The organism is Shimia sp., assembly GCF_039969785.1.
Taxonomy (GTDB): domain Bacteria; phylum Pseudomonadota; class Alphaproteobacteria; order Rhodobacterales; family Rhodobacteraceae; genus Shimia.
In genome coordinates this window covers 225,060-250,695 of the sequence record NZ_JBDVNC010000017.1, presented here as the reverse complement: position 1 = coordinate 250,695, position 25,636 = coordinate 225,060, and the positions used below count along the sequence as shown (strand labels likewise).

Genomic DNA, 25,636 nt, shown 5'->3' with positions numbered 1-25,636 from the left:
AACAAGGCGATCGAGCATGTGCGCCTGCATCGGCCGGTGGCAATCGTAACGGACAAAGCGCAAGCGTACCGGCGCGTGATTCGTGAAATCAATCATCGCTATGATCCGCATTTTGAGAGTATTCGACACATCGATCGGAAGTGGCGAAACAATCTGAACAATCAAACGCGGACACGTAAATCATAAACAGCAAGGCGTAACGGGCGAAATCAAGTTTGTACGCGAACTGTTCGAAGCTGTGTGACCCAATGCATCGCATCGACGAGAATGCGGCCAAGCCTAATTAATGCAACAGTCCCTTGTAAAGTGGTGAGCCGTGATGGGTTCGAACCATCGACCTACTGATTTAAAGTACGTAGGTGACCTCGGTGGACAGTTTGTCCATCGTGCAAAACCCCAACAAAACAAGTGAAAAAGGTCGCACACCCACTGATTAGCGTTGCCTCTCGTGACAAGTCGCGGTACTTAGCCTTGCCCATCGGTTGCCCACCGAGACGATGGCAAAACTGCTACAACGAGGAAAACAAGCAATGACGAAATCCCACAACCAACCGCCAGAACTGTCGGTTCTGATCACCACCGACGGGTACATTGATCCCGACACCATGGTGGAGAACCCCGCCTTTTCGCGCGTGAGCGCAACAGCATCACACCCCGACGGCAGGGTGCAATCAATAGCCCAGGACGTAATCCAGGGCACACAGTTAGACGGCGTAAAATACGCGGCGCAGGCGATCCTCGACAACGACCACCTCGACATGACAGCCGACAGCAAAGTGCAGTGGCTGACAATTTCCGCCCTGTCCGCAGCGATAGCGAAAGAGTACATCGGAGAACGGGGCGACTTCACCTACACACTGACACTCGGCGAAATCATGAGCATGGGGGAAGCGTGATGAAGATCGACATCACAAAACCGCACGCCTTACGCGCAGCCCTGAAAGGAACACCCGAGGGCCAGCCGGTAGAAATCACCGACAAATTGACCGCAGGACTGAGCGCCAGGATACGCATGATCAACGGCGTGCCAGTCGGCCAATGGAACTGCCGCGTAACAATCGGCGGCAAAACAAAGCGCATCAGCCTTGGCAGTGTTGCCGAGATCACCGGAGAGCAAGCCAGACTTGCCGCCCTGCAGGCAAAAGCGACCGCCAAGGGGGGTCAGGCCATCGTGAGCGCAAGCACAGCAGCACGCACCACAGCAGCCGCGCAGGAGAAGCAGGAGAAGCAGGACGCAGTCCACAGCCTGACGTGGGCAGACGTTCTGTTTGCACCCCACGATGGCCCATCTGGCGAACGACAGGAAAGCTATCAGGCGCGGGTTTGGGACAAGAAACGATCCGGACGAGATGCCATCAACAGCATCAAGCGCCTGTTTGGCGACGACCTAAACAAGCCAATGGTGGACCTGACCCGCCACCGGATGGAAGCATTGTATCTGTCGCGCGCTGACACCGCCCCTCATGCCGCCGCGAACGCAGTCCGGTACTTCCGACCAGCATTTGTTCATTACGCCACCAGAGACTACCCCACCAACCGGGATGCGTTGGATTTGGTAGAAAGCCTGATGAAGCCGCCATCACGAGGCGGGCAATACGAGAAACCAACTCGGGATCGCGTTCTGACACCGAGCGATTGGACTGCACTGTGGAACGCAGCGCCAGAAACGCCAGCCGGATGGGCGATGAAGCTGGCAATGATGACAGGGGTCAGAAATAGGGAAGCATGTGCCTTGCGCGTGTCTGAAGTCGATCTGGAAAACCGGATCATCGAACTTCCTGCCACCAGATCAAAGAACAAGTCCCATTTCCGAGTGGTTCTCGGCGACAAAGCCATCGTCATCATCACGACGGCCATGCAGACCAACGCGGACCGGGGAATGGACACGGATTTAGTGTTCACCAACGACGGCACCGCCCCTGTCTGGCTCGGCGACAATGTGAAGAAAGCCATCGATCAGAACATTGATGTTGCCGATTGGCGGTTCCACGACTTCAGACGCGCCATGGCCAGCCATCTGGCCGAAAGTGGTGTTGATGACAGTCTGGTTGATCTGATGTTGAACCACGCAGCCAGCAAGAGCCGCAGCGGCGTGCTGGGGGTCTACAACCTCTCCGAAAAGATGGAGCAACGCCGCGTTGCCATCGCCAAGTGGGAACAGATCACAGACCGATGGATCACCGGCAAGAGCGCCAAGATAGTCAAGATTGGATAGGTCGCATGCCTGCGACTTTCCCACCCACTTAGTCCCAAACAGTGGGCAGGCCAGCAAAGTCAGGGGTGTGCAGGCACACACCTCGACGATGGGCTGAGAATGGGCAGGTTAAACTTCTTAATTCACAGTTTACAGCCGGATTCATGCCCGCCACCTTAGACACACATCAAATCACAGGAGGTTGAAATGAATACTCGAAAATGGACCCATGAGCGCCCGCTCATGGTAGTAGGTTGAGCGCCCCGCTCGAACAGAAAGGAGGGTCGCCACACTCAGACGCGACCCGCTTAGGGATTACCCTAACCCGCATCGAAAAGAAGTTGGAGAGTTTTCCACTTCTACTAGACATTGGCTCCTGCACCGCAGCGGTTAACGCCGTGATGCCGATCAGCGAAAATGTCATGCGCAAAGTGATGCGCGAAGGCAAAGGCGAACTTGTACCGCGCAAGCGATACGGCAAAAAACTCTTCTACAGCCGCGCGTTTATGGCTGGCGTGATCCTCGCGTTGGTTGAAGAAGGCATGTCAGACGTGTTCGTTGGCACCGATCCGGCATACGCCGCAGTGCGAGAGGGGCATTCACTGGCCGAAGCCCTCAAGCGCGGGGTGACGGCATGATTACATTCAGCATCAGCCCCAGAGGCCCAAGACGATGGCGCATTGAAGCGTTCACCGACACAGGCCTGCTTGGCGACATAAAAACCGAAGGCACCAGCATCGCGGCATGCATAAGGTTGGCGCAACAACTGCTGCATCGAGACCGCGTTTCTGTCGATAATCAAGTCAGGCTGCACCCATTGGACGTTCCAATCGGCCACGGCGACGACAACAGCGATCCGCCGGATGAAACGTCCATCGGAGAACTCACCAGCGGGGGCAGTGCGTGACCGCTCCTTGAGCATCACCACCCCTGCGCAATAAAAAAGCGCAGGCCCGAGGGCCCACGCGGAAAACATCAATCACGAGTGCTGAAAGATTAGCACTGCGAGGCCATCGGAGCAAGCGCACCCCCCAAAAAGGGACGCGCCAAATGGACGAAAATTACTTCACCGCCGAACAACTCACCGACAAGCTGGGTGGGCAATGGCAATACAATGTTGGACGGGCACCATGCCCAGCCCACAATGGCACCGACAACAATCTCGCAGTCAGTAACGGCGAAAACGGCATCCCCGTCCTGCATTGCCACAGCCACGGCTGCGACTTTCTGGATATTGTTGCTGCACTCCGCGATCGCGGCCTGAGGCCGGGACGAAATGCGGCGAACTATACGCCACCAACACCAGCGGAACGGCGACAGGCGGCGCAGAGCAAAGCTGACGATGAACAGGCGCGTATCAAGGTTGCCATGGGCCAGTGGAACGCGACAGTGCCGCTGGCAGGGACGCTGAGCGACCGTTACTTGCACCGGACGCGAGGCCGGGACGGCACAGGCGTAAAGGACCTGCGCCATCATCCGAAAATCTATTACTCCAAGACGGAATTCGCCCCGGCGCTCGTTGCAGCTATTCGCAACATCACCACTGGGAAAATCACTGGGGTCCACCGGACATTCCTGACCGAAACTGGCCAGAAGATCACGCGCACCGTGAAAGGCAGGCAAGCCAATGGCGCAATCATGCTCGACCCCATGGACAGTATCTCGACCGGGCTGGCAATTTGCGAAGGCATTGAAGACGGGCTGGCCATTCAGACAATCCAGCGCCCAGTTTGGTGTCTGATCAATAAGGGCGGCATTGCCAAGTTTCCCGTCCTGCCGGGTATCGAACATGTCACAATCTACGCGGACAATGATGAGGCGGGGCGAGGCGCAGCCGATGAGTGCCGATTGCGATGGACCAGCGCAGGCATCGACGTCACCGTCAGAATCGCAAACGGCGGCAAGGACGCAGATGAGGTGCTGCCATGAACAAGCAGCCATTCATCGATGAACACTATGAAGGCCAGCCGCAGGAGCAGACCCAAGTACCTTCAATCAGAAGGCGAAGCAATCGTGTCAGCGGGTTACGTGCCAACTTGGTAATAATGGGCAGTAAGTGGGCAAATAATTAAACTTCACCCAAGATGTAGGCATCCTCCCACACGCGCGGGTAGACTTCACCATCGCACACCGGAGGCCACGATGGCAAAGAAACCCACAGCCGCACAAGTCAAAAGCACAGCACTGAGCAAAGTGCGTGCACCAACACCGTCAGGCCGCTCTGGTTTGCGCCAATACTCTGGCACGGTACGCGAAGATTTCCTGCCAGAACTAACAGGCCGCAAAGGGCGTGAAATCTATTTGGAAATGTCCAGCAACTCTGCCGTGATCGGCGGGGCGATGGGGCTGCTTAAGAACCTATTACGCGCCGCTGATTGGCGTGTAGTTCCAGCCGATAATCAGGATCAGCGCGCGGTTGAAGCGGCGGAACTGATGGACGGCATGATCCACGACATGGCGATATCTTGGCCGGATCAGGTTGCCGCCGTGGCATCGTTCTTTGATTATGGTTTCAGCCTGCACGAAGTCGAATGGAAGAAACGAGAAGGCCGCAAAGCGGCCGGATCGAAATCGCAGCCTTCGCTCATGCAGCACTCTGACCGTCTCGGCTATTTACCGCAATGCAGCAGAAAAAGCGGTCGTTCGTTCTGGATGCAGCAAAATCTGTAGGGTCTATGACCGACATGCGGACATAACCGACCTTCATCAGTGCCCCAATTTTCGATGGTCGCCTCTGTGGCTTCTGGACCAGCTGACTGCATTTCAATACAGCAGTCATGACGATTGCAAATGGGGCAAGTAATGACGACGAAACCGCGCACACAAATTTTCATCAAGTTCTTTCTCCTGTGCGGGATTCTGGTCGGCTATTTTGGGTATCTCAGTTACGAATACGATGTCGCAACGGGTGGTGTGGCCGCACTGCTGACATGGAGTTTCTTTGTCCTGTGCACGCCTGTAGCTGACGCGGGCTTCCTTTTGGATTTCCCGCTTCGATTACTGTTCGGTATTCGCATGATGGTATCAGAGATTGCGGTCTGGATCGTCGCCCTTGGCATAAACGCAGCGACATTGTCTTTTGGTCCGAGCTACTACAAAACCACTATCCTGACCGAACTGCTGCACACTATATTTACGGAGCCTTTCCCGTATTGGGGTGTGATCGTACTATCAGGGTTAGGCACATTCCTATCGATCCGTTTTGGCGATGAGCTAATGGACGTCATGCATCATCGTGACAGAGCATTCTTCCATTCTCACCACTTCAAATATGAGTTGATACTGTTCGCCTTCTTCCTGATCGTAATTTTTGCTTACTACGAACTCATTTCTTCCATTGGGATAGACGCTGCCCTGAAATAATTTGAGCCTAAATCCATTGGCCAGCACTTCTGCTGTGGGCTCGCAGCCGCCTTGCGGCGGTGCGGCAGCATGCAGAAGATCCTCCACGTTTCTAAGCGAAAGCGGAAATCGGACATACATCATCACCGCAAGGCGGATAGCCATGTTGAAGAGTGCGAGATCGCGATGGTTATCAGCAAGTTCGAGGCGAACCCGGATCGCCCAAACATGTTTGGGTTTTAGCGGTAGCTTTTGACCGACGATCCGCCCTTTGTTCCAAGCGGGACGAAGTGCACGAATAGCAGGTAAGTTTGGTATTTCCATGACTGATCCTCCAATCCACCATGCCCACCCACAACGACAACCCGACGTTGACATCGCAACATATCACAAGATGCTGCGGCGCATCTGAAGTCCGGATAGAGCCCATTCTGTCGAATGCTGCACCCTGTACGAATGGATGCGATGTGCGGAAACGCGCCTTTCTTGATCTTTAACGATGCAGACATTGATCTGGCCATTGAGGGTGTCATGGCCAGCAAGTTTCGCAATGGCGGTCAGACATGCGTGTGCGCCAATCGGATTTACGTACAGAGCGGGATTTACGACACGTTCGCAGAACGGCTAAGCGCGCGGGTTGGATCGATGAAAATCGGGGATGGTTTCGGCGAGGGAGTTGAAATCGGCCCGATGATCAACGAGGCAGCAATCGGAAAAATCCAATCACATCTGGAAGACGCCACAAAACACGGCGGCAAAATTTTGGTTGGCGGCAAACGAAAAGACGCCAACTCGCTTCTCATCGAACCTGCGGTTGTTGCCAATGCATCCGCCGCAATGCTGGTTGCACAGGAAGAAACCTTCGAACCGGTTGCGCCGCTTTTCCGCTTCGACACCGAAGAAGAAGTGGTAACCGCGGCAAACGGTACGCCTTTTGGCCTGGCCTCATATCTTTTCACCAACGATCTGTCGCGAAGTTTCCGCGTTGGTGAAGCGTTGGAAACCGGAATGGTTTCGATCAATGTCGGTGGATTTGCCACGGAAGTCGCCCCGTTCGGAGGTGTCAAGGAATCCGGGCTCGGGCGTGAAGGGTCGCGTCACGGTATCGACGAATTCCTCGAGATAAAAACCTTCCACATCGGCGGAATCTGAAACATCTGACAGTTAAATCCCTGATACCAATGATGCCGAAATTCGTGTTAGTTTCATATGAAAGATGCGCCCTTCGCCGCTGTCCCTGAGAAAGAGTGCGAGTTCGCGTCGAAAGTGGCCGAAACAACAAGGAGATACAGATGGATATTCATGAGAAGCGGTCACGCTCCATTGTGGAAACAATGGGCAAAATCAAGAGTGCCCTGAGCGCCGGTTTAAGTGTCGAAGCGCTCAACCAGGCAAAAGCCCACCTCTCAGAGTTGGCGGCACAATCCGAATTATTTTCAGAAACGGATTTCCCCTGGCCGTCGGCTGAGGAAAACAACCACATGTATTGCATCTATCGCGGCGAAAATGGAGATATGGCGCTTTATGTCGACGTGTTACTGCAAGGTGCCGGCAGCACCCCTCATAATCACGGCAATTCTTGGGCGATCATATCCGGTGTTCGCGGGCGGGAGAAACACAACCTATTCCATCGCGTGGACGGCGGAGACGGGCCGGGTCAAGCCAAATTGAAACAGGCCGGGTCGATAACCATTGCAAGCGGCGAAAGTGTTTCTATGCAAGTTGGCGGCATTCATTCCGTTGAGACGGTGGATGACCAATCGGTGTTGATGTTGCATTGCTACGGTCGCGCATTCGAAGATCAAACCGCCCGGCTTGAGTTCGACATAGCGTCCGGCTCGTGTGCCTACGGTACAAGCGCGACGGGAGCAATTTCTGAATTCCCCCTTCATGAAAGTGCGCTGTCTTGAGCGCAACCACGATTTCAATTGAAGCGTTTCGGAATTTGTACGCCGGAAAAGACGAGTTTGCTGTCATTGATCCCCGCGAAGAACTGTTCTTTGCACGAGGTCATCTGTTTGGTGCAACGAACATGCCGCTCAGTCGGATGGAATTGGTGTTCGCAGCAGGGGTGCCAAATAAATCCACGCTAGTGGTCTTATGCGATGACGGCGAGGGTCACGCAGAGCAAGCTTCAGAACGCCTAACAGAAATGGGCTACGATAGCGTCAGCATCGTGGATGGCGGATTGCCAGCCTGGGCTTTGACGGGCGGCGCGGTGTTCAGCGGCGTCAACGTCCCCTCAAAAGCCTTCGGAGAAGTGGTCGAACGCGATCTTAAAACACCCACGCTTTCGGCTCCTGATCTGAAAGAAAAGCTCGATCGAAATGAAGAAATTTTGTTGTTGGATGCCCGCCCATTGGAAGAACACGAGCAGTATTGCATCCCTGGATCAGTCAGCTGCCCGAGTGCAGAAATGATCTTGCGCGCCGCTGAACTCCAGGAATATCGGAACAAAAGTATTGTGGTGCATTGTGCGGGCCGTACCCGCTCGATCATTGGAGCCCAAACGCTGATCGATTCCGGTCTGTTCAAATCTGTCAGGTCGTTGTGCAACGGAACGCCGGGCTGGGAATTCGAAGGTATGACAACAGAAAAGGGTAACCTGCGCGAGGCCGCGCGCCCGGAATTGGCAAGTGACATGGCCGTGTTAGCCGCCGAGGCAATACGAGCCAAATGGGAAATACCGGTTTTGGATGCACAGGCTCTGGCGATTTGGCGTGCAAAAGGGGACACACGTTACCTGTTTGATATTCGCGACGCAGCTGAATTTGCAGCGGGGCATGTAAAGGGCGCGAGACATATCGCAGGCGGCCAGCTGCTTCAAACAACCGATAGATATGTCGTCGTGCAGAATGCCAACATCGTGCTGATTGATGACGACGGAGTACGCGCGACCACCACGGCCATGTGGCTCAGGCGGATGGGATGGCACAAGGTCTCGACCTACCAGATGTTACCAGACACCGATTTATTGGAAACAGGAGTGCCTAAAACTGCACATCTCTCCAGCGCAGAACATGTGAGCGTTGGCGGTACATATTTGGCCTTACAATCGGCAAAAGCCTATATCTGTGATATTCGGCGAAGTTATGAATATCGACGCGGGCACATCCCTCAATCGGCGTATTTAACGCGGGCCGAACTGGAAAATGATCTGATTAAACTTCGGGAACAACGCCCCTTGATTTTAGTCTCAGATGACGATGCCTATGCTGCGTTGATGCTCAACGATCTTATCTCGTTGGGGCGATCTGCCAAAGTCTTGCAAGGGGGTATCACAGCGTGGCGTGCGGCGGGGCACCCAATTGAAACAGGAAATGGTTGGTTGCTGAGCCGCCCAATAGATACCTATTTTGAATCCGATCACTACGACGACTTTCAGGTGCACCTTCGAGAGCATCATGCCTATCTAAATTGGGAAATCGCCTTGATCGACCATATCGTCGGGGACCCGGCAGTGCGTTACGAAATCCGATAGCCATATCAACGTGTCTTCTTCCAGTCAGAGCTCGGAATGATGTCAAAAAAATCGATTTTCGACCACAAGATCAATCGCATCGGAACAGGATGCGAAAAATGGGACCAAATGGAAGGGAACTTTGGTATCCCAACGCCAGATGGGTTGGCAATGTGGGTTGCCGACACCGATTTTCTAGCCCCTGAGCCGGTGCAAAACGCGTTGCAGGCCCTCATGTCGCATGGGGTATACGGATATCATGGCGATGAGACCCAATATCTTGAGGCTGTTGTTTGGTGGATGCAGGAACGACACGGATGGAAGGTTGATCCAGCATCAATTTTTTCTGTGCACGGCCTTGTGAACGGTTTCGCTCTTTGTGTGGATACATTCAGCAACCCTGGAGACGCTGTTGTGTTGTTCACTCCTGTGTATCACGCTTTTGAACGGGTGCTTCAGGCTGCAGACCGCGAGATCACCACATGTCCATTGGTGAATAAAAGTGGACGCTATGAGTTGGATTTAGAAGATGCCGCAGCGCGGTTGACCGGGCGCGAGAAAATTCTCGCGATTTGCTCTCCGCACAACCCTGGTGGGCGAGTATGGCGCAAGTCCGAACTTGAAGCACTTGCGGAATTCGCGCGAAGGCATGACTTACTGATTTTGTCCGACGAAATACACCACGATTTGGTTTTTCCCGGCCATCACCACATTCCAATGGCGACAATCGCTGGTATCAAAGATCGCCTCGTGATGATGACAGCAGCGACCAAGACGTTTAATATAGCAGGTTGCCAATGCGGCAATGTGATCATCGATGCCCCCGAGCTCAGAAAGCAGTTTGCCAGACGATTGGTGGCACTAGGGGTTTCTGGCAACGTGTTTGGTGTCGAGCTAACTCGTGCCGCCTATTCACCGCAATCGCTACAATGGCTTGAAGAACAAATCAGCTATATCGAAGGTAACCGAGAACTTTTTGATTTAGGCGTGAACAAAATCCCCGGGGTGTCGTCGATGCATTTGGAAAGCACATACTTGGCGTGGGTGGATTTCAGCGAGACTGGGCTAAATCCTGACGAAATACGCAAAAAAGTACATGTAGACGCCCGGATTGCAGCAAATACCGGCCCGAATTTCGGACGCGGTGGATCGCACTTCATGAGGTTTAACTTAGGCACCCACAGATCGGTTGCCAGCGAGGCTGTCGATCGGTTGCACTCTGTCTTCAACTGGTGACTATCGAGGGTATCTTGACGCTTTCACCGCATCGTTTTCACACTCCCGGCCCGAGATGTATAAAGCTATGACCGCTTAGGGCTGGGAACGGTCATTTCACACGTCAGAATGAACGGCAGAAAAGTCCTGCAAAGAAGACCTTGGTGCTCTGTGCCGAAAGTGTCAGCAGGAAAGCCGTAATCACCACAATTTGCGGCGAAATTCGCCTTTCGCTGTAAGTATGGTTATGCCAGCCATTCAAATGCGGTGCGGATTTCGCAACACAGATTTCTGTCACGATAGTGCCAACCATAATACGTGGACGACCATGTAAATCACTATCATTGAACCAATAGTGTAGAATGTTGCTCGGGTCTCATGAGACCGCTTTGTCGCATAGGCCACGAAGTGCGCCAATCGCGCCATCACAAATCCATACATCAGCACTTGCGCGAGCCAAAGAGCCGGATCGACAGCAACGAACAACAGACCTGCGGCCAAGAACGCTGGGATGTTTTCAAGGTCGTTTCGGTGCATCCGACGCGAACGGTCGACATAATCGTTGACCTCCAATTGCTCAGGACTGGGATCCTTGTTGATAAGGCCTTTCTGCAAATCCTCGGGGCTGGCCAGGCCCGAATTGCTGCTTAGCATTCGGTAAACGGTCATCCAGCCCTGTAACATCACTTTCAGAACCACAATCGATCCAGCGATCGCATAGACTTCGAAAACCGGGTTTTCCATATTCAGAAGGTTCATTTTCTTCCCCTTTGCTAACAGCGTCAGCTTTCCGGCGACTAGACATCGCACATGGGTGACGAGATTTCGGCGGCACGCGTTCCAGTCTTTACTTACCGGTGGTAAGTGATGTATCTTACCATTGGTAAGTAGTCAATGGTCGTGATTATGCAAGATACAAATACAAATCAGAAAATCCTTATAATCGCACGGGAAATCCTCGCTTCAGAAGGGCTTGGCGCAGTCTCTTTCGACGCGATTGCGCGACGCCTTGAGCGGTCGAAACAAGCGGTTCTTTATTGGTATCCAACCAAGCGCGACCTGTTAGCGGCGATGTTTCTTCCATGGTTAAATGCGGAAATGGAAGCTGCCGAAGACGCAGTTTCCGTGGCCATGAACAGGGACCAAGCGGTCAGTTCCTTTGTCACTGCCATCGCAGGGTTCCATCTCGAAGATCTCGACCGGTTTCGTATGATGTATCTTGTGCCACAGACCATTGGTCAAAAGCCCCAAGGCAGGGCCAGTATGGTGACCGGTGACGAAGTCTATCAGGTCACTAACCGCCTATACGGCGCGTTGGCGGGTCACTTAGACGGAGATAATGAGACTGCACGAAAGGCTGCGGTCGCCATTCACTCTGCTGTTCTGGGGCTGGTTATGATGTTCGCTCTGACCAATGCACTGCAGGATCCTTTGAAACATTCCGAAACGGACTTGATTGAGGCAATGATTGCTTGCCTCATAGGAAGAAATTGACCAACTCGGGCATTGTCTACTGACACAAGTTTGATGGACGCGCCGTTTCGCAAGTTCGTCAAATCAAATCCAGATTTCTAATTCGCAAAGGGAGAAAACAGCAGTTGGAGTGCTTGCTTTGAGTATTCACAAAGTCCCCTTAGCAGCCACTCGTGCTCACAGCAGCGAAAGGCGGCTCTCCGCCCTTCCTGCCGAATGCTGCGGGCGCGAACTCAGAAATTGTGCACTTGCGGCGAACGGCTGGAAGGTCCGCGATCTGTGCGTTCATGCTCCGGGCAGCGAACGGCACGTTTTCCTAGAGCGGACACTTACGACGAGCGCGGCGAAGGTCTCAAGAGAGCCCGAAGCAGCCCGCTCAGATTGCGTGACCCTCGCAGATGCAGCATTGATCTGACAGGCGCCAACGGCCCCAAGCCGCCGCTGGCCAACCGATCTGGTGCCGCGCTGCAGCTTCACCAGACCTGCCATTCGTGCGCCGTGCAGCATTTTCAAAAGGCGAGTGACCGACATGCGGACCTAGTTGTTGTTCGGGACAACTCTCCAGAGGTCTACCTTTGGGGCAATGTGACCTATGGCCTAGTAGTTTCGTGTCCTGAATCCACCACCGGTTTGCGGTCCATGGCGGATCACGTGGAGAACGAACGGCCAGGTTGTTCGACGCGAGCCTGTTGCGACAGCAAACAGGTGTGATTTGCAAAGTTCGACCCAAAACCGCCTGCATTGCTTGTACGGTTCGACTCTTTTCGTCTTGATGTCGATGGCCCCGGTCCCCTTGGCGTTTCATAAACTTTGAGAGCCATTCCAATCTGTTCAGCAAGCCTGGCGTTCATTGCCGTCATTTGGTCAGCCACTATGGTCGTTTCAATCTGCAAACGGGCAGGTGAAGGGCCGCAATACCAAATCTCCTCCGTGAGACATTTATCTTCCCAAAGCTGGAAAACTCGCTACTCTGAATCTGTTAGGTCAGGACCACGAAAAATGTGGCGTTCCTATACTACTGGTTCAGCCAAAGGTGGCGGCGACAGTAAACAAAATGCGGGCATTGAGCTCGACCCAGGGAGGATTTCCATGAAGAGATTTAGCACGATTGCCGTGACGTCTATAATTGCGATGGCGGCAGGCGTATCTGCCGCGCAGGCCGACAAGCTGACGCTGTATTGCTCGGCGCAAGAAGACTGGTGCCAGCTTATGGCGCGTAGTTTTGAAGACGCAACAGGCATAGATGTGAACATGACCCGCAAGTCGTCGGGCGAAACATTCGCGCAGATCAAAGCAGAATCTGCCAATCCAAAAGGAGACGTTTGGTGGGGTGGTACAGGCGATCCTCACCTCCAAGCTGCCGAAGAGAACCTGACGATGGCCTACGTATCGCCGATGCGCGACCAGCTGCATAACTGGGCGATCAGTCAGTCGACATCCGCTGGCGACAAAACAATCGGGATCTATTCCGGCGCGCTCGGCTATGGTTACAACACCGATCTTTTGGCTGCGAACAACCTGCCCGAGCCATCGTGCTGGAAGGACCTTTTAAAGCCTGAGTACAAAGGCCACGTTCAAATGGCGAACCCCAACTCATCGGGAACGGCCTATACAACGCTTGCCTCTATGGTGCAGCTTTTCGGTGAAGACGAGGGCTTTGAGTTCATGAAAGGCCTTCACGCCAACATTAACCAATATACCAAGTCCGGCTCTGCTCCGATCAAGGCGGCTGGTCGTGGTGAAAACACCATCGGTATCGTTTTCATGCACGACGCTGTGAAGCAGGCTGTATCAGGTTTCCCTGTGAAGGTCGTCGCACCCTGTGAGGGGACAGGATATGAAATCGGTTCGATGTCGATTATCGAAGGTGCGCGAAATGAGGATGAAGCCAAGAAGTTCTATGACTGGGCTTTGTCCACTGATGCACAGAACCTTGCGCTGGAAGTGAACGCGTTCCAGGTGCCGTCGAACACTGGGGCCGAGACGTCAGCTTCTGCGCCAGATATGTCGACGATCACGCTGATCGACTATGACTTTAAGACCTATGGCTCGTCTGCCGAGCGTAAGCGTTTGCTTCAGAAATGGGACGAAGACGTCTCGACTTTGCCGCAGTAAAACTTGCGAAACACTTCAAGAGAAACGACCACCCATCCGGCCTTGATCTTTTGGATCGCCGCCGGGTGGGTCGGGTTCTGCCTTTTGCCTTGGTACGGGGTTGAAGACGGATTCTTTACGTTCGAATGGCTGATTGACGGCTATCCCTTTGATGAGGATTACGCGCCTGCGGCGTTTTTGATTGGACAGGGTGAAAAGCTCTGGCTGTGCCCGCTTGTTATCCCGCTGGTCACGTCGCTTTTTGCGCTTCGCCGCAAAAAGAGCGATCCGCTTTATGGAAAAATACTGATTGCGTCCGGGGGCATTGGCTTTGGTTGGTTGATTGCTCAGGGCTTTGGTATCGGCATAAGGGGTTTCAATTTCGAATGGCTTACGGCGCTGTTTGGAGACCTTGGCGACCGCCAGTTCGGTATGGGATACGGCGCGCTTTTGCTCGCGTCGGCGTACCTTTTCCTATTCACACAAGGCATCGCCGCACGGGGAGCTATTAACGGCGATGTCTTTGTAGTCAGCGCGATTGGTGGCGTGATCGTTATCGTCACGGTTTTCGTGTTCTTCCCGATCGCAAAGATGCTTTTGGCCGCTTTCATAACTGAGGAAGGTGGCTACTCTGCTTTTGTCTTTGCGTCCAAGTTTTTTGATGACCGTCTTTGGGGCCTCGGCTGCTTGTCTGGTGGGCGTTGTGGGGCCGCTTGGAATTCGCTTTTCCTCGCCATCACGGTTGGCATCCTGACCACTGTTCTGGGGTTGGTGTTCGCGCTTGTGGTGACGCGCTCGGGCTTCCGCTACAAACGGGCACTGCGAGCGTTGACGGTTCTGCCGATCATCACGCCGCCCTTTGTTATTGGCCTTGCCCTGATCCTGCTGTTTGGCCTGTCAGGGACGGTCACACAATTCTTTGCCGATCTGTTTGGTGTCCAGCCGACCCGCTGGCTCTATGGCATGCCCGGCGTGCTTATTGCACAAACGCTCGCCTTTACGCCCATTGCGTTCCTTGTCCTCATTGGCGTTGTCGAAGGGGTGTCTCCGTCGATGGAGGAGGCCGCGCAGACGCTGCGGGCGAACCGCTGGCAAACGTTCCGGACAGTTTCACTGCCGTTGATGCGGCCGGGGCTGGCAAATGCCTTTTTGCTTGGCTTCATTGAGAGCATGGCGGATTTCGGTAATCCGCTGGTTCTGGGCGGCAATTTTGATGTTCTGTCGACCGAGATATTCTTTGCTATTGTCGGCGCTCAATACGATCAGGGCCGCGCCGCCGTCCTTGCGATGGTGCTTTTGTTTTTCACGCTCTCCGCGTTCTACGCGCAGCGTATGTGGCTTGGCAAAAAGAGCTATACAACCGTTTCCGGCAAGGGCGACGCTGGCGTCCACCCATTGATGCCAAACGGCCTTGCTGTCCCGGTTTTCATTGCGGCGGGCTTCTGGGGTCTGTTCACGGTCGTTGTGTACGGCATGATCCTTTACGGCAGCGTGGTCGAACTTTGGGGCGTCAACAATACGCTCACCTTCAAACACTATGTCACCGCGTTCTCTGTGCGCTTCGAAGAGACAGGCATCCGCTGGACGGGCGCGGCATGGGATAGCTTCTGGACGACGATCTACATCGCTGCGGCCGCTGCGCCGTTGACGGCTGCAGTTGGTCTTATTACGGCATATCTGCTGACACGGCAGTCTTTCGCAGGCAAAAACGCGTTCGAGTTTGGCACAATGCTGAGCTTTGCGATCCCGGGAACGGTTATCGGGGTCAGCTACATTCTGGCGTTTAATGTGCCCCCGATTGAGATCACGGGAACGGGCATTATACTTATTGTGAGCTTCATCTTTCGAAACATGCCGGTTGGGGTCCGCGCAGGCATCGCTTCGATGAGCCAGCTCGACAGATCGCTGGACGAAAGCTCTCTCACGCTTGGTGCGAATTCGTGGCAAACCTTCCGGCGGGTGATCTTGCCGCTTTTGAAACCCGCAATTCTGGCAGCACTGGTTTACAGTTTTGTGCGCGCCATGACTGCGATTTCTGCCGTGATTTTTCTTGTATCTGCAGAGTACGATATGGCGACGAGCTATATTATCGGTCGTGTTGAGAACAACGATTACGGCCTTGCAATCGCCTATTCTACAACGCTGATTTTCGTCATGCTTGCAACGGTCGGCCTGCTACAGATGTTGGTCGGGCGGACGAAAATCGGACGCCGCACGCAATTCGGGGCAAAGGAACAAACATGAGCGAAAAACTTATTGCCAGCAAAGCCGCCCCGGTTCGTTTCGAGAACGTGACCAAAAGCTTTGGACGAGACGTTGTCGCTGTGGACAACATCGATCTGCATGTGGAGGCGGGCAAGCTTGTCACCTTGCTTGGGCCTTCGGGCTGCGGGAAAACGACGACGTTGCGTATGATTGCGGGTCTGGAAATGGCAACGTCCGGGCGCATTCTGATCGGCGACCGCGATGTTACTACGTTGCCTGCGACAGATCGCGATGTGTCGATGGTTTTCCAGTCCTATGCGCTGTTTCCTCATATGAGCGTGCTGGAAAATGTGTCTTATGGCCTGACTTTTTCTGGATACTCGAAATCGGAAGCGCGCGACCGCGCGCTGGCCGGATTGGAGCTTGTTGGGCTGAAGGGGTTCGATACGCGCTTGCCCAGTGAGCTTTCGGGTGGTCAGCAGCAAAGGGTCGCCGTCGCGCGTGCCTTGGTGTTGGAGCCGCAGGTTCTGTTGTTCGACGAGCCGCTGTCCAACCTTGATGCAAAACTGCGCCGTCAGGTGCGCGAAGATATCCGCGCCATTCAACAAGACCTTGGGCTTACGGTTGTCTATGTCACCCACGATCAGGAAGAGGCGTTGGCCGTCTCTGATGAAATCGTGGTTATGCGCAACGCATCCATCGCTCAGATTGGCACGCCGCGCAGCCTGTACGATGCGCCAGTTGATCGTTTTGTTGCGGATTTCATCGGAGAAGCTAACATCCTGCCCTGTACCATCGAGAGCTTGGATGGCGATATGGCGACAATTTCCATTGAGGGCTACGCTCATGTGCTCCCCGCCCGTGGGCTAGCGGTGGGCGCCGCAAAACTTGCTGTTCGCCCGTCCAGATTGGTGATTGGGGCGCAAGATGGATTCAAGGCGACCGTAGCCAAGGCGACCTATGTCGGTGTGCGGATGGAATACACGCTTGAGGCCAGTTTCGGTTCCATGTTCGCTGTCCACGAAGACGTGGAAACGCCGTTGGAAGTTGGCACTGACGTTACCGTCGGGTTCTCTCAAAAAGGGCCGGTCTTGCTGCCGGAGGCTTAATCGGTTTGCTTGAATGCGGTCTTGGAGAGCTCAAGTAGCTGATCAAATACGGCAGGCGTTCCCACAACGACACGTCCGCCATCGCGTATCATGTCGTCCGCGTTCTGCACCTCTACGCAGCCTCCGGCCTCGGCAACAATGAGTTGACCCGCAACGCAATCCCAAGCGTTCATGTGCTCTTCGGAGTACCCCAAAAGCCGCCCCGCTGCGACATAGGCCAAGGACAGAGCCCCCGACGCGTTCCGATAAAACATTGATCCTTCATCAACCAAAGCCGCAACGAGGCGAACAATCCCTTGGTTGTCCACTCGGTTGGAGTATCCGACGCCAACTGTGCCTTCGGAAATCTGCCGTGAACCTTTGAGTTTCAACGGCGCCCCATTCAGCTTTGCGCCTTGGCCTTTTACGGCGACAAACGTTTCGTCGTTTGCCGGATCGTGGATGACCCCGCACTCGGATTCAGCGCCGCGAACGCCTGCGACAACAACCGTCCAAGCAGGAATTCCGTTGATAAAGTTCGTGGTGCCATCGATTGGATCGATGACCCAGGTGAACCCAGAGGTACCAGGGGTCGGAGCGTGTTCCTCACCTACAATGGCATCTTCGGGAAAGGCCTTGGCCAACAGATCGCGCGTCAGCAACTCGACGTCGCGATCTGCCTGCGAGACAAAGTCCTGATGCCCCTTCTGGTCGATCACAAGTGTGTCTTGTTCACGGAAATACTTGAGAGCCAAACGCCCGGCTTGTTTGCAGATATCCTCTAGGACTTCAATTCTTTCTGGCATGCGTTCTACTCTCGCAGGGGAAGACTGGTTTTGCTCGGGCTACCACTGTTCTTGCGGCAAACCCAACATTCATTTTTTGGGGGGCACCTTTTAAGCGGTATTTGAATGTGGCACGGGCAGACACTTCAGTCAAAAATAGCGGCATCAGGCCATCGTAGTTTCCAGTTGGGAAAGGAAATAATTTCACGTCTGAGGTCGATCAATGCGGGCTTTAATTGGGATCGGAGTTTTAGGCGAACTCAGGCGATGAGGCCGTGAATTTGGGGTTGAATCCTTCGTTCGTAGCAGAAAACATTTATGCATTTTTCGGGCTCACAACCGCCTTGCGGCAGCGCAGAGGACACCTCAGTTTCAAGCGAATGTGGGTGTCGGCTTTCAACGTTGCGGTTTGACTAGTTCGCGCTTGCAGCGAATGTCCGCAATCCGCCGATTGTGTTGAAAAACTCCGAATTTCAGATGTCGCGATTTTTCGAAAGGAACCCGTGATACCGAAAAGTCAGATGAGTTTCGCCATGAGGCGCAGTGGGCTGCCACACGAGCAGAAGAAAGCTTATTTGGCCGAACCCCTCGCCTCGAAAAGTTAGTCGCGCTGTACGGACAAAAAATTCACCGATTTCGTCAAAAACGGAGTTTTTCAACAACATCCGCCCTTCCTGCTTCAGACCTCGCCGATGCTGTACTGCGCGCCAATGTCCTGAAAGTGCTGTGGTTTCAACGGGTCGCTGCAACACAGGCTTCAAATTTCTCGGCTGGTGTATGGTATTGCAAGGTCTTTCTGGGTCGTTCGTTGAGTTGGCGCGCGGTTGCGCTGAGTTCGGCCTGACTGAAGCCTGATATATCAATGCCTTTGGGGAAGTACTGTCTGAGAAGTCGGTTGGTATTTTCGTTACTGCCGCGCTGCCACGGAGACTGAGGATCACAAAAATAGACGTCGATCTTTGTGGCCATGGTGAATTTGCGATGCCCTGCCATCTCTGATCCGCGATCCCATGTCAGCGATTTGTAGAGCTCCTTGGGCAGCTTTCGCGCTTGCTTGATGAGGGCGGTAATGACGCTTTGAGTGTCCTTGTTCTCCACTTTCGTCAACATCACAAAGCGGGAATGGCGCTCGACCAGTGTGGCGATGTAGCTGTTGTTTGACCCCACGATTAGGTCGCCCTCCCAGTGCCCCGGCACGGCCCGATCCTCGACCTCAGGAGGGCGTTCGCTGATCGGAACAGCATCCTTGATCTTGCGCAACTTGAGCCCCTTTTGGGTCGCATGGCGCGACCGTCTGATTGCCCGTGGACTGCGCAGGCATTCCTGCAATTCCTTCTTCAAAACCCCACGGGATTGAACGTAGAGGCTGCGATAGATCGTTTCGTGGGACACGCGATTTTGCTCTTCGTCAGGGTGCTCCCGTTTGAGCCAACCGGCGATCTGTTCCGGAGACCACTTCAAACGCAGCTTCCGCGAGATCCAATGGCACAAGGGCGCGTTGAACGGGAGCTTGCAAAATTTGGGGCGTTTTGCGCAGTTCCAGGCACGCTGATCTGAATGTGCAGCGCGATATGCATTCCGTCCACCGTTGCGATGAACTTCTCGGCTGATCGTCGAGGGTGACCGCTTTAAAACCCGCGCAATGGCGCGAAGCGAACGCTTGGCTGAAAGACCACGCGAAATCTCCTCCCTTTCGATCAAACTTAGCGCAAGGCGGGACCTCCTGCGATCAGGTGGTCGGATGCCGCCGGTCGCTGCAAGGTGAGGAAAGACCGATGAAGACGCGCGATCAAAACAACGCCCAATCGAACTCATCGACTCTCCGCGTTGCCAGCGATCCCACATCTCCGACTTCTGTTCATCTGTGTAAAACGTCCGCGTCCGGTACTTCATCATCAACACTCCAACTTTCCAAAAAGATTAAAGTGTTGCGACGATCCGTTGAAACCGCAGCTGAGACCAGCCATTTGACGTGTTGCGCAGGAAGGTCCGCAATGGGCCGGAAGCAGTAGTTGGGCTGGTTCGTTGGTATGGCTGCTAAGTCCCGCGACATGTGAGTTCCTGCACCGTGCGGCGAAAGATCAGTTTGAGATCCGACGTGGGTGACCAGTTTGAACGGCTGCTCTGGTGAAACTCGCTGCACCGCAAAAATTGCGCCGCTGCAACTGCGAACAAATGCTGCGTCAGCAACATGCCCAAACATAAATGTCGGGAAAGTCCGCAACTCTTTCGTTGGCGCGTTGCGCAGCGAAAGTCTGCTTTGTGGCATTCGATGCTCCGAATTTTATAGGTCCAGAGCCCAGAGATATCGTGGGAGCCAAACACAAGACGACGACCATCCAGCGTGCGCGTGCAGTCTGTGTCAAATGCCAGAAGTATTTGGAGAAGACCGCAGGGAACAAATACAAAAACGAGTGGTGCTGCGGCAAAGACGAATGCAAGGCGTCTATCACCCGATGGCAGCGAATGGTCAGGTCAGATTAATATGAAGCACCTTCAAGACATATGAATGACAGCAACGCGCAGACTACGGCCTTCGTGAAGTTGGGTTTCCTGAAGTTCTAACGAGACACGCGGCCCTTACCGGACATCTAATGCACCGCTTGTCGCTGCGATGCAGCTTCCCCGAAGCGGACACAGGCAACAGAGCACAACAAATTGGAGAGCGGGTGAAGGCAAACGGACCAAAATCTGGCGCTCGTTGCTTTAGTACGCCTTGCAGATAGACCAAGCTTTAGCGATTGTAGACACATGACCAAGTTCGAAACTGATCTTGCGGCAATAATTGGCCGCCCGTCGAACCAAAGGCCATTTGTTTGCAAAGGTGATCCATCTGCTTCCGATATATGGATCGTGGGGTATAACGCGGCCACGGCTGGAGGTGATTGGTGGAGGTTTTGGTCTGCCGAGAGTGGTTTTGATTTCGCAGCTTGGCGCATGGATTATGATGGTGAACGGGCATTGCGCGGTAAAAACGCTTCTGCGACTCGATTGCGTATTGATCGGTTTGCAAATGCATTACCAAATATTCTCGAGACTAACATTTACGCAAGTCCATCCACTGCGATGGCGAACATGCCAGTCAGCACAACGGCTGCCTTTGATTTGCTTTTGGAGACTTTCAAACCCCGCGTAATTATTGCCCACGGTGTCCCTGCTGCAGAACATCTTCAAGATTGGTCAGGCGGAAAATTAATAACTTGCCCTCATCTCTCACGGGCAGGATATGCTGTGGTCGATAAAATCATTGAAGAGCTTTTGACGAACTAACAGTTTTCGTGGCGGTTACTCATTCTTGCTTCTGTGCACGCTGTTACTCTGGGTTGGTAGCAACCATTTGCACACCCAGTTGGAGATTTAATTCGGCGCAACTCTCGGCCCATAGCTGCCGAGCAAGAGGCAGCATGTCGCTGCGGTGCGGCTTCCCTGAACCGGTCATCTATGGCGTCGTGCAGCATGGTTGAGCAGGCTAAGGTCAGCAGTGCGAACAATCTGGCCGTTCGCTATTGCAGCAAACCAAATTTTTTATAACAATGGCTTACCTCCCAACTAACAGAACACTCATATATTTGTGAGTTACTTTCCAGCAATGCCAAAAAGCTCAAAAGACCGACGTGGATATCGAAAGACATCAGTGCAAGTTCAAATCGGCGAAAAAAAATTTCTGGATGGTCAATATCCGGTGACGACCCAAGGCCTGTAAAAAACCTGGATGGCAAGCCGTCGAGACGGGTCCGCGATGAGGATTCTCGCGCATACTTTAAGGACATTCAAGGATACTGGCGTCGCACGGACACTAATGTTGATGTCGACTTTGACAACCTATGTGCAGCAACACATGGCCACATACGCAGGTCAATCATATCTGACATAGAGTTTGAAATCTTTCATGATAAAATTCCTGACTGGGTGCACATGGCGGGCATTGAGTCCGAAAGCCGTGTCACGAAAACGCAATTTGAAAAACTAATTGCCGGATCAGCCAGCGATATAATATTGCATAAGTTTTTATACTTGCAAGATGTCCAAGGCCTTCTCACGAATATCCAGCGAACAAGCGCACAAGTCAGTCAAGTTGCCGGTGAGTTTTACGGAACATTGAATGACTGTGCTCCCTACCTCTACTCAAGTGACGAAACAGTTGGTTTACGATCTACAGTTGGCGCTGAGACTTCACTCCTGCATGCACATTTGGAAACCATCTTCGTTCGCATGAGGAGCTTACTGGACTATACTGTCAAAGTTTGGCTGGAAGCGGAGCGAGATGAAATTGATTATTCCAAAATCGTAAAACTTAAAGGTAAATCAAAGCAGTATGGAGACAAAGGATCACTCGCCATGAATGAGCGCGCAGGCACTCTTTTTGTGAAAGATGAACTTATTTGGACGATTTGCTCCATCAGAGATAGGATCGTGCACGACGGGCATTTAGACATTAGCGCTCGCTTGTATGAAAGCTTCAAACGTCACCGATTAGTTGAGCGTTTTGTTCTAATTCCTGACATGGCGGAAGGTCGCTTCGAGGTTTTCAAGAATAGATCAAACTTTTACGGACGTGATCACAAAATAAATCACGACATGCCCAGAATATACGACGATTTTTTTCAACGGATGCTAAATACCATTGGCGCTCTGCACGATCTGTATGCTTCGAAAAAAATTCGCTGAGCATCAAGGTCGTAAATAGGCTGGGCCCGGCCATCCAATGGCCGGGCCTCGATCGGTTTGATTTGACTTTTTTGGTATTTTTCTCTCCTTAACCCAACAGAGATGGGCACGTGCAGCCTAAAAAAGTTGGGAATTCTAGCCAGAACCTCGGCAATCCGACCTGTCTCACCGACCTCTTCGACGGATAACGCACAACAGCACGACCAGACAGCGTGGGACTAGGGGAATTTGGCGGTGATGGATGCAGGTTTGCCCACGCGCATCCATCACACCAGATCGTCTGCTACAACGAACGTGGCCGTTCAGGGCTTGAAACAACCACCTCTGAAACATAGCCCCCGAGAGGGAGAACCGCAATCACCACGGACTGTAACGCTCAACCGGGGTCGTGTGGTAAACGCAGGCCTCCTTGGCAGCATCCGAGTTGATGAACTGCGCCAGCGCATTATTCGCCAAGAGCGGCAACTCCCGCGCGTGTCCGAATACACCGTGCCCCTCAATGCCGCACCGAGGGCACCGCCATCGCACGCCAATGACGGTTCCGGCATGTTCAACGCCAGAATCAGGCGTCCACCAGACAGGGAACCTCTGACACCCCGGCAGGATTTCATCACGGATGGTAGATTGATCATGGATCAAGGTTAGATGGCTCATGGATATCTTTCTGTTCAAACGGCCAACCGGTGTGGCGTTTGAACAGACAGAAGTCAAATCACCCCGACAAATTGCCCGCCCTCTGCCCTTCCTACGATGGGCAGAGGGCAGGATGGGCAATTTAATGCCTAAGCCTTTGAAAAGTGGTGAGCCGTGATGGGTTCGAACCATCGACCTACTGATTAAAAGTCAGTTGCTCTACCAACTGAGCTAACGGCCCACTCTGTGGCGCGGTTACTATGCTGACTGTGGATAGCGGTCAAGGCGATTCTGAATAAAAAATTGACTCTACTGGAAACCGATCTGGAAGAGGCGTATATGCGCGCCATGAACACGCGTCAGGATAACAATTTACCCTTCATGAAAATGCATGGTTTGGGCAACGATTTTGTCGTTGTGGACGCGCGGGCGCGTGCTGTTGCCTTGACCAATCGCCAAATCACTGCAATCGCGCATCGCCACTGTGGGGTCGGGTTTGATCAACTGGCTGTCATCACTTCCGACAGCCATGATGGACACCTGACATTTTACAATGCCGACGGGTCTACATCTGCGGCTTGCGGCAACGCAACACGTTGTATTGCCAGACATATCATGGATGAAACCGGCCAGACCGCATTGCAACTGACCACAGATCGCGGCACGCTTTTGGCGCGGGATGCCGGGGGCGGGCTGACCTCTGTGAACATGGGACAGCCCCAGCTGGACTGGCGGGAAATTCCACTGGCGCAGGATGTGGATACGCGTGAATTGCCCATCGACGGCGCGCCGACGGCGACCGGCATGGGCAATCCGCATTGCACGTTTTTCGTCGACAATGTCGACTCGGTTGATCTGGACGCATTTGGCGCTGTGCACGAACACCACGCGCTGTTCCCGGAGCGCACAAATGTGCAGATCGCTCAGCTGATCGGCGAGGATCATATTCGCATGCGGGTTTGGGAACGGGGTGTCGGAATTACAATGGCCTCAGGGTCTTCGAGCTGCGCCACTGCCGTGGCTGCGGCGCGTCGGGGGCTGACCGGACGCAAAGTACAGATTGATCTGGATGGCGGCACTTTGTGGATTGATTGGGCCGACGATGGTGTCTGGATGACCGGGCCAACCATGCATGTGTTTTCCGGCGAATTTACGCAAAGCTTTCTGGAGTCGGCCTGATGGTCGCCGTGCCGCCAAAATTCACCACCCTTGGATGCCGGTTGAACGCCTATGAGACCGAGGCGATGAAGGCAATGTCTGATGAGGCCGGGCTGGACAATGCAGTTGTGGTGAATACCTGTGCGGTCACCGGCGAGGCCGTGCGTAAAGCCCGTCAGGAAATCCGCCGGCTGCGCCGCGAAAACCCGGATGCACGGATCATCGTGACAGGATGCGCCGCACAGACAGAGCCCGAAACGTTTGCAGGCATGCACGAGGTCGATTCGGTCATTGGCAATTCCGAAAAAATGCGGCCCGAAACATGGGCTGGCATGGCGGCCGATTTTATCGGTGAGACAGAGAAAGTCATGGTCGACGACATCATGTCAGTCACAGAAACTGCCGGGCACCTGATTGACGGTTTCGGCACCAGAAGCCGCGCCTATGTACAGGTGCAAAACGGGTGCGATCATCGCTGTACGTTCTGTATCATTCCGTATGGCCGCGGGAACTCGCGTTCCGTGCCAGCGGGCGTTGTGGTTGATCAGATAAAACGGTTGGTGGGCAAGGGTTTCAATGAAGTTGTGTTGACCGGGGTGGATCTGACCAGCTGGGGGGCGGACTTGCCTGCAGAACCCCGTCTGGGTGATCTGGTTCTGCGCATTCTGAAACTGGTGCCTGACCTGCGACGCTTGCGGATCAGCAGTATTGATTCGATTGAAGCCGATGATGCGTTGATGCAGGCCATCGCCACAGAACCGCGTCTGATGCCACATCTGCATTTGTCATTGCAACACGGTGACGATCTGATCCTGAAGCGCATGGCGCGGCGCCATTTGCGTGATGACGCCATTCGATTTTGCGAAGACGCGCGGAGATTGCGTCCTGATATGACGTTCGGTGCTGATATCATCGCCGGATTTCCAACCGAAACGGATGCGCATTTTGAAAATTCGCTCAAGCTGGTGACAGATTGCCATCTGACGTGGTTGCATGTGTTTCCGTATTCCAAACGCGACGGAACGCCTGCCGCAAAAATTCCCAATCAGGTCAATGGCACCGTCATCAAGTCTCGTGCGGCCCAATTGCGTGCTGCAGGGGAAGCTCAGGTGGAAAAACATCTGCTGGCGCAAATTGGGCGCAACCATCAGGTTTTGATGGAAAACCCGCATATGGGACGTACCGAGCAATTTGCGGAAGTCATATTCGATGCGGCACAGACCGAGGGCTCGATTGTGCTCTCCCGAGTTTCCGGACGGCAGGGGCATCAGTTGACGGTTTAAGCGGCGGCAGGGCTCCCGCCATCTTCGGGGCCTGACGG

General features: G+C 53.7%; 25 protein-coding genes, 1 tRNA gene and 1 pseudogene. 20 read left to right on the top strand and 7 right to left on the bottom strand.

Annotated elements, in window-relative coordinates:
- From ABJI08_RS09395 to ABJI08_RS09360, 8 genes are all read left to right on the top strand, one after another.
- On the top strand, positions 1 to 186 hold a 186-nt coding region (locus ABJI08_RS09395), incomplete at its 5' end, for a DDE-type integrase/transposase/recombinase (RefSeq protein WP_348401564.1).
- Between the two features lie 311 nt (positions 187 to 497).
- Positions 498 to 896 carry a hypothetical protein gene (locus ABJI08_RS09390; protein ID WP_348401563.1) on the top strand — a complete coding sequence of 133 codons (399 nt, stop codon included), beginning with the start codon at positions 498 to 500 and terminating at the stop codon, positions 894 to 896.
- Entirely contained in the window at positions 896 to 2,215 is a 1,320-nt protein-coding gene (locus ABJI08_RS09385) for a tyrosine-type recombinase/integrase (RefSeq protein WP_348401562.1), read from the top strand. Before ABJI08_RS09390 ends, ABJI08_RS09385 begins: the two co-directional genes overlap by 1 nt.
- 380 nt (positions 2,216 to 2,595) lie before the next feature.
- Positions 2,596 to 2,832, top strand: a complete 237-nt coding sequence (locus ABJI08_RS09380) for a hypothetical protein (RefSeq protein WP_348401561.1) — start codon at positions 2,596 to 2,598, stop codon at positions 2,830 to 2,832.
- The gene (locus ABJI08_RS09375; protein ID WP_348401560.1) at positions 2,829 to 3,101 is read left to right on the top strand and encodes a hypothetical protein; all 273 of its coding nucleotides are present in this window, start codon (positions 2,829 to 2,831) and stop codon (positions 3,099 to 3,101) included. Before ABJI08_RS09380 ends, ABJI08_RS09375 begins: the two co-directional genes overlap by 4 nt.
- A gap of 143 nt (positions 3,102 to 3,244) precedes the next feature.
- Positions 3,245 to 4,123, top strand: coding sequence for a toprim domain-containing protein (locus ABJI08_RS09370; RefSeq protein ID WP_348401559.1), 879 nt, complete (start codon positions 3,245 to 3,247; stop codon positions 4,121 to 4,123).
- A 213-nt stretch (positions 4,124 to 4,336) separates the two neighbouring features.
- Positions 4,337 to 4,864 carry a hypothetical protein gene (locus ABJI08_RS09365; RefSeq protein WP_348401558.1) on the top strand — a complete coding sequence of 176 codons (528 nt, stop codon included), beginning with the start codon at positions 4,337 to 4,339 and terminating at the stop codon, positions 4,862 to 4,864.
- A gap of 132 nt (positions 4,865 to 4,996) precedes the next feature.
- Entirely contained in the window at positions 4,997 to 5,557 is a 561-nt protein-coding gene (locus ABJI08_RS09360; RefSeq protein WP_348401572.1) for a hypothetical protein, read from the top strand.
- 69 nt (positions 5,558 to 5,626) lie between these two features.
- Here ABJI08_RS09360 and ABJI08_RS09355 read toward each other — a convergent pair.
- A pseudogene (locus tag ABJI08_RS09355) lies at positions 5,627 to 5,860 on the bottom strand (hypothetical protein); the annotation flags it as partial.
- 114 nt (positions 5,861 to 5,974) lie between these two features.
- On the opposite strand from ABJI08_RS09355, the gene ABJI08_RS09350 reads away from it, so the two are divergent.
- The 4 genes from ABJI08_RS09350 to ABJI08_RS09335 all read left to right on the top strand — a co-directional run bounded on the left by ABJI08_RS09350 (position 5,975) and on the right by ABJI08_RS09335 (position 10,232).
- Positions 5,975 to 6,688, top strand: coding sequence for an aldehyde dehydrogenase family protein (locus ABJI08_RS09350; protein ID WP_348401557.1), 714 nt, complete (start codon positions 5,975 to 5,977; stop codon positions 6,686 to 6,688).
- Positions 6,689 to 6,828: 140 nt separating this feature from the next.
- Positions 6,829 to 7,446 carry a cysteine dioxygenase family protein gene (locus tag ABJI08_RS09345; protein WP_348401556.1) on the top strand — a complete coding sequence of 206 codons (618 nt, stop codon included), beginning with the start codon at positions 6,829 to 6,831 and terminating at the stop codon, positions 7,444 to 7,446.
- Positions 7,443 to 9,017 (top strand): rhodanese-like domain-containing protein, encoded by a 1,575-nt coding sequence (locus ABJI08_RS09340; protein WP_348401555.1) that lies wholly within the window; start codon positions 7,443 to 7,445, stop codon positions 9,015 to 9,017. Before ABJI08_RS09345 ends, ABJI08_RS09340 begins: the two co-directional genes overlap by 4 nt.
- A gap of 39 nt (positions 9,018 to 9,056) precedes the next feature.
- Entirely contained in the window at positions 9,057 to 10,232 is a 1,176-nt protein-coding gene (locus ABJI08_RS09335; RefSeq protein ID WP_348401554.1) for a PatB family C-S lyase, read from the top strand.
- Between the two features lie 273 nt (positions 10,233 to 10,505).
- Here ABJI08_RS09335 and ABJI08_RS09330 read toward each other — a convergent pair whose 3' ends face one another.
- The gene (locus ABJI08_RS09330; RefSeq protein ID WP_348401553.1) at positions 10,506 to 10,970 is read right to left on the bottom strand and encodes an MAPEG family protein; all 465 of its coding nucleotides are present in this window, start codon (positions 10,968 to 10,970) and stop codon (positions 10,506 to 10,508) included.
- A gap of 147 nt (positions 10,971 to 11,117) precedes the next feature.
- On the opposite strand from ABJI08_RS09330, the gene ABJI08_RS09325 reads away from it, so the two are divergent.
- The 4 genes from ABJI08_RS09325 (at position 11,118) to ABJI08_RS09310 (ending at position 17,092) form a co-directional block, all read left to right on the top strand.
- Positions 11,118 to 11,705, top strand: coding sequence for a helix-turn-helix domain-containing protein (locus tag ABJI08_RS09325; protein WP_348401552.1), 588 nt, complete (start codon positions 11,118 to 11,120; stop codon positions 11,703 to 11,705).
- A gap of 1,068 nt (positions 11,706 to 12,773) precedes the next feature.
- Positions 12,774 to 13,799, top strand: coding sequence for an ABC transporter substrate-binding protein (locus tag ABJI08_RS09320; RefSeq protein WP_348401551.1), 1,026 nt, complete (start codon positions 12,774 to 12,776; stop codon positions 13,797 to 13,799).
- 3 nt (positions 13,800 to 13,802) lie between these two features.
- A complete protein-coding gene (locus ABJI08_RS09315) occupies positions 13,803 to 16,022 on the top strand; it encodes an iron ABC transporter permease (RefSeq protein ID WP_348401550.1) in 2,220 nt (739 codons plus the stop codon).
- Positions 16,019 to 17,092, top strand: a complete 1,074-nt coding sequence (locus ABJI08_RS09310) for an ABC transporter ATP-binding protein (RefSeq protein WP_348401549.1) — start codon at positions 16,019 to 16,021, stop codon at positions 17,090 to 17,092. Before ABJI08_RS09315 ends, ABJI08_RS09310 begins: the two co-directional genes overlap by 4 nt.
- Here the strand turns inward: ABJI08_RS09310 and ABJI08_RS09305 are convergent.
- The 3 genes from ABJI08_RS09305 to ABJI08_RS09295 all read right to left on the bottom strand — a co-directional run bounded on the left by ABJI08_RS09305 (position 17,089) and on the right by ABJI08_RS09295 (position 20,125).
- The gene (locus tag ABJI08_RS09305; RefSeq protein WP_348401548.1) at positions 17,089 to 17,877 is read right to left on the bottom strand and encodes an inositol monophosphatase family protein; all 789 of its coding nucleotides are present in this window, start codon (positions 17,875 to 17,877) and stop codon (positions 17,089 to 17,091) included. The two genes, ABJI08_RS09310 and ABJI08_RS09305, sit on opposite strands and share 4 nt — an antisense overlap.
- 711 nt (positions 17,878 to 18,588) lie before the next feature.
- Positions 18,589 to 19,749: an IS30 family transposase gene (locus tag ABJI08_RS09300; protein ID WP_348401547.1), complete on the bottom strand. Its 1,161-nt coding sequence runs from the start codon at positions 19,747 to 19,749 to the stop codon at positions 18,589 to 18,591.
- Positions 19,715 to 20,125: a hypothetical protein gene (locus tag ABJI08_RS09295; protein ID WP_348401546.1), complete on the bottom strand. Its 411-nt coding sequence runs from the start codon at positions 20,123 to 20,125 to the stop codon at positions 19,715 to 19,717. Before ABJI08_RS09295 ends, ABJI08_RS09300 begins: the two co-directional genes overlap by 35 nt.
- A gap of 482 nt (positions 20,126 to 20,607) precedes the next feature.
- Here ABJI08_RS09295 and ABJI08_RS09290 point away from each other — a divergent pair, with 482 nt between their 5' ends.
- Together ABJI08_RS09290 and ABJI08_RS09285 are read left to right on the top strand one after the other, a co-directional pair.
- Positions 20,608 to 21,126 carry a hypothetical protein gene (locus ABJI08_RS09290; RefSeq protein WP_348401545.1) on the top strand — a complete coding sequence of 173 codons (519 nt, stop codon included), beginning with the start codon at positions 20,608 to 20,610 and terminating at the stop codon, positions 21,124 to 21,126.
- 645 nt (positions 21,127 to 21,771) lie between these two features.
- A complete protein-coding gene (locus tag ABJI08_RS09285) occupies positions 21,772 to 22,524 on the top strand; it encodes a hypothetical protein (RefSeq protein ID WP_348401544.1) in 753 nt (250 codons plus the stop codon).
- Positions 22,525 to 22,881: 357 nt separating this feature from the next.
- Here the strand turns inward: ABJI08_RS09285 and ABJI08_RS09280 are convergent, their stop codons facing one another.
- Positions 22,882 to 23,178: a hypothetical protein gene (locus ABJI08_RS09280; RefSeq protein WP_348401543.1), complete on the bottom strand. Its 297-nt coding sequence runs from the start codon at positions 23,176 to 23,178 to the stop codon at positions 22,882 to 22,884.
- 144 nt (positions 23,179 to 23,322) lie between these two features.
- Positions 23,323 to 23,398, bottom strand: a tRNA-Lys gene (locus ABJI08_RS09275).
- Between the two features lie 98 nt (positions 23,399 to 23,496).
- Between ABJI08_RS09275 and dapF the strand changes: the two genes are divergently transcribed.
- Together dapF and mtaB are read left to right on the top strand one after the other, a co-directional pair.
- Positions 23,497 to 24,336 (top strand): diaminopimelate epimerase, encoded by an 840-nt coding sequence (dapF, locus tag ABJI08_RS09270; protein ID WP_348401571.1) that lies wholly within the window; start codon positions 23,497 to 23,499, stop codon positions 24,334 to 24,336.
- Positions 24,336 to 25,598 (top strand): tRNA (N(6)-L-threonylcarbamoyladenosine(37)-C(2))-methylthiotransferase MtaB, encoded by a 1,263-nt coding sequence (mtaB, locus tag ABJI08_RS09265; protein ID WP_348401542.1) that lies wholly within the window; start codon positions 24,336 to 24,338, stop codon positions 25,596 to 25,598. The genes dapF and mtaB overlap by 1 nt, the downstream gene beginning before the upstream one ends.
- The last annotated feature ends 38 nt before the right edge of the window (positions 25,599 to 25,636 follow it).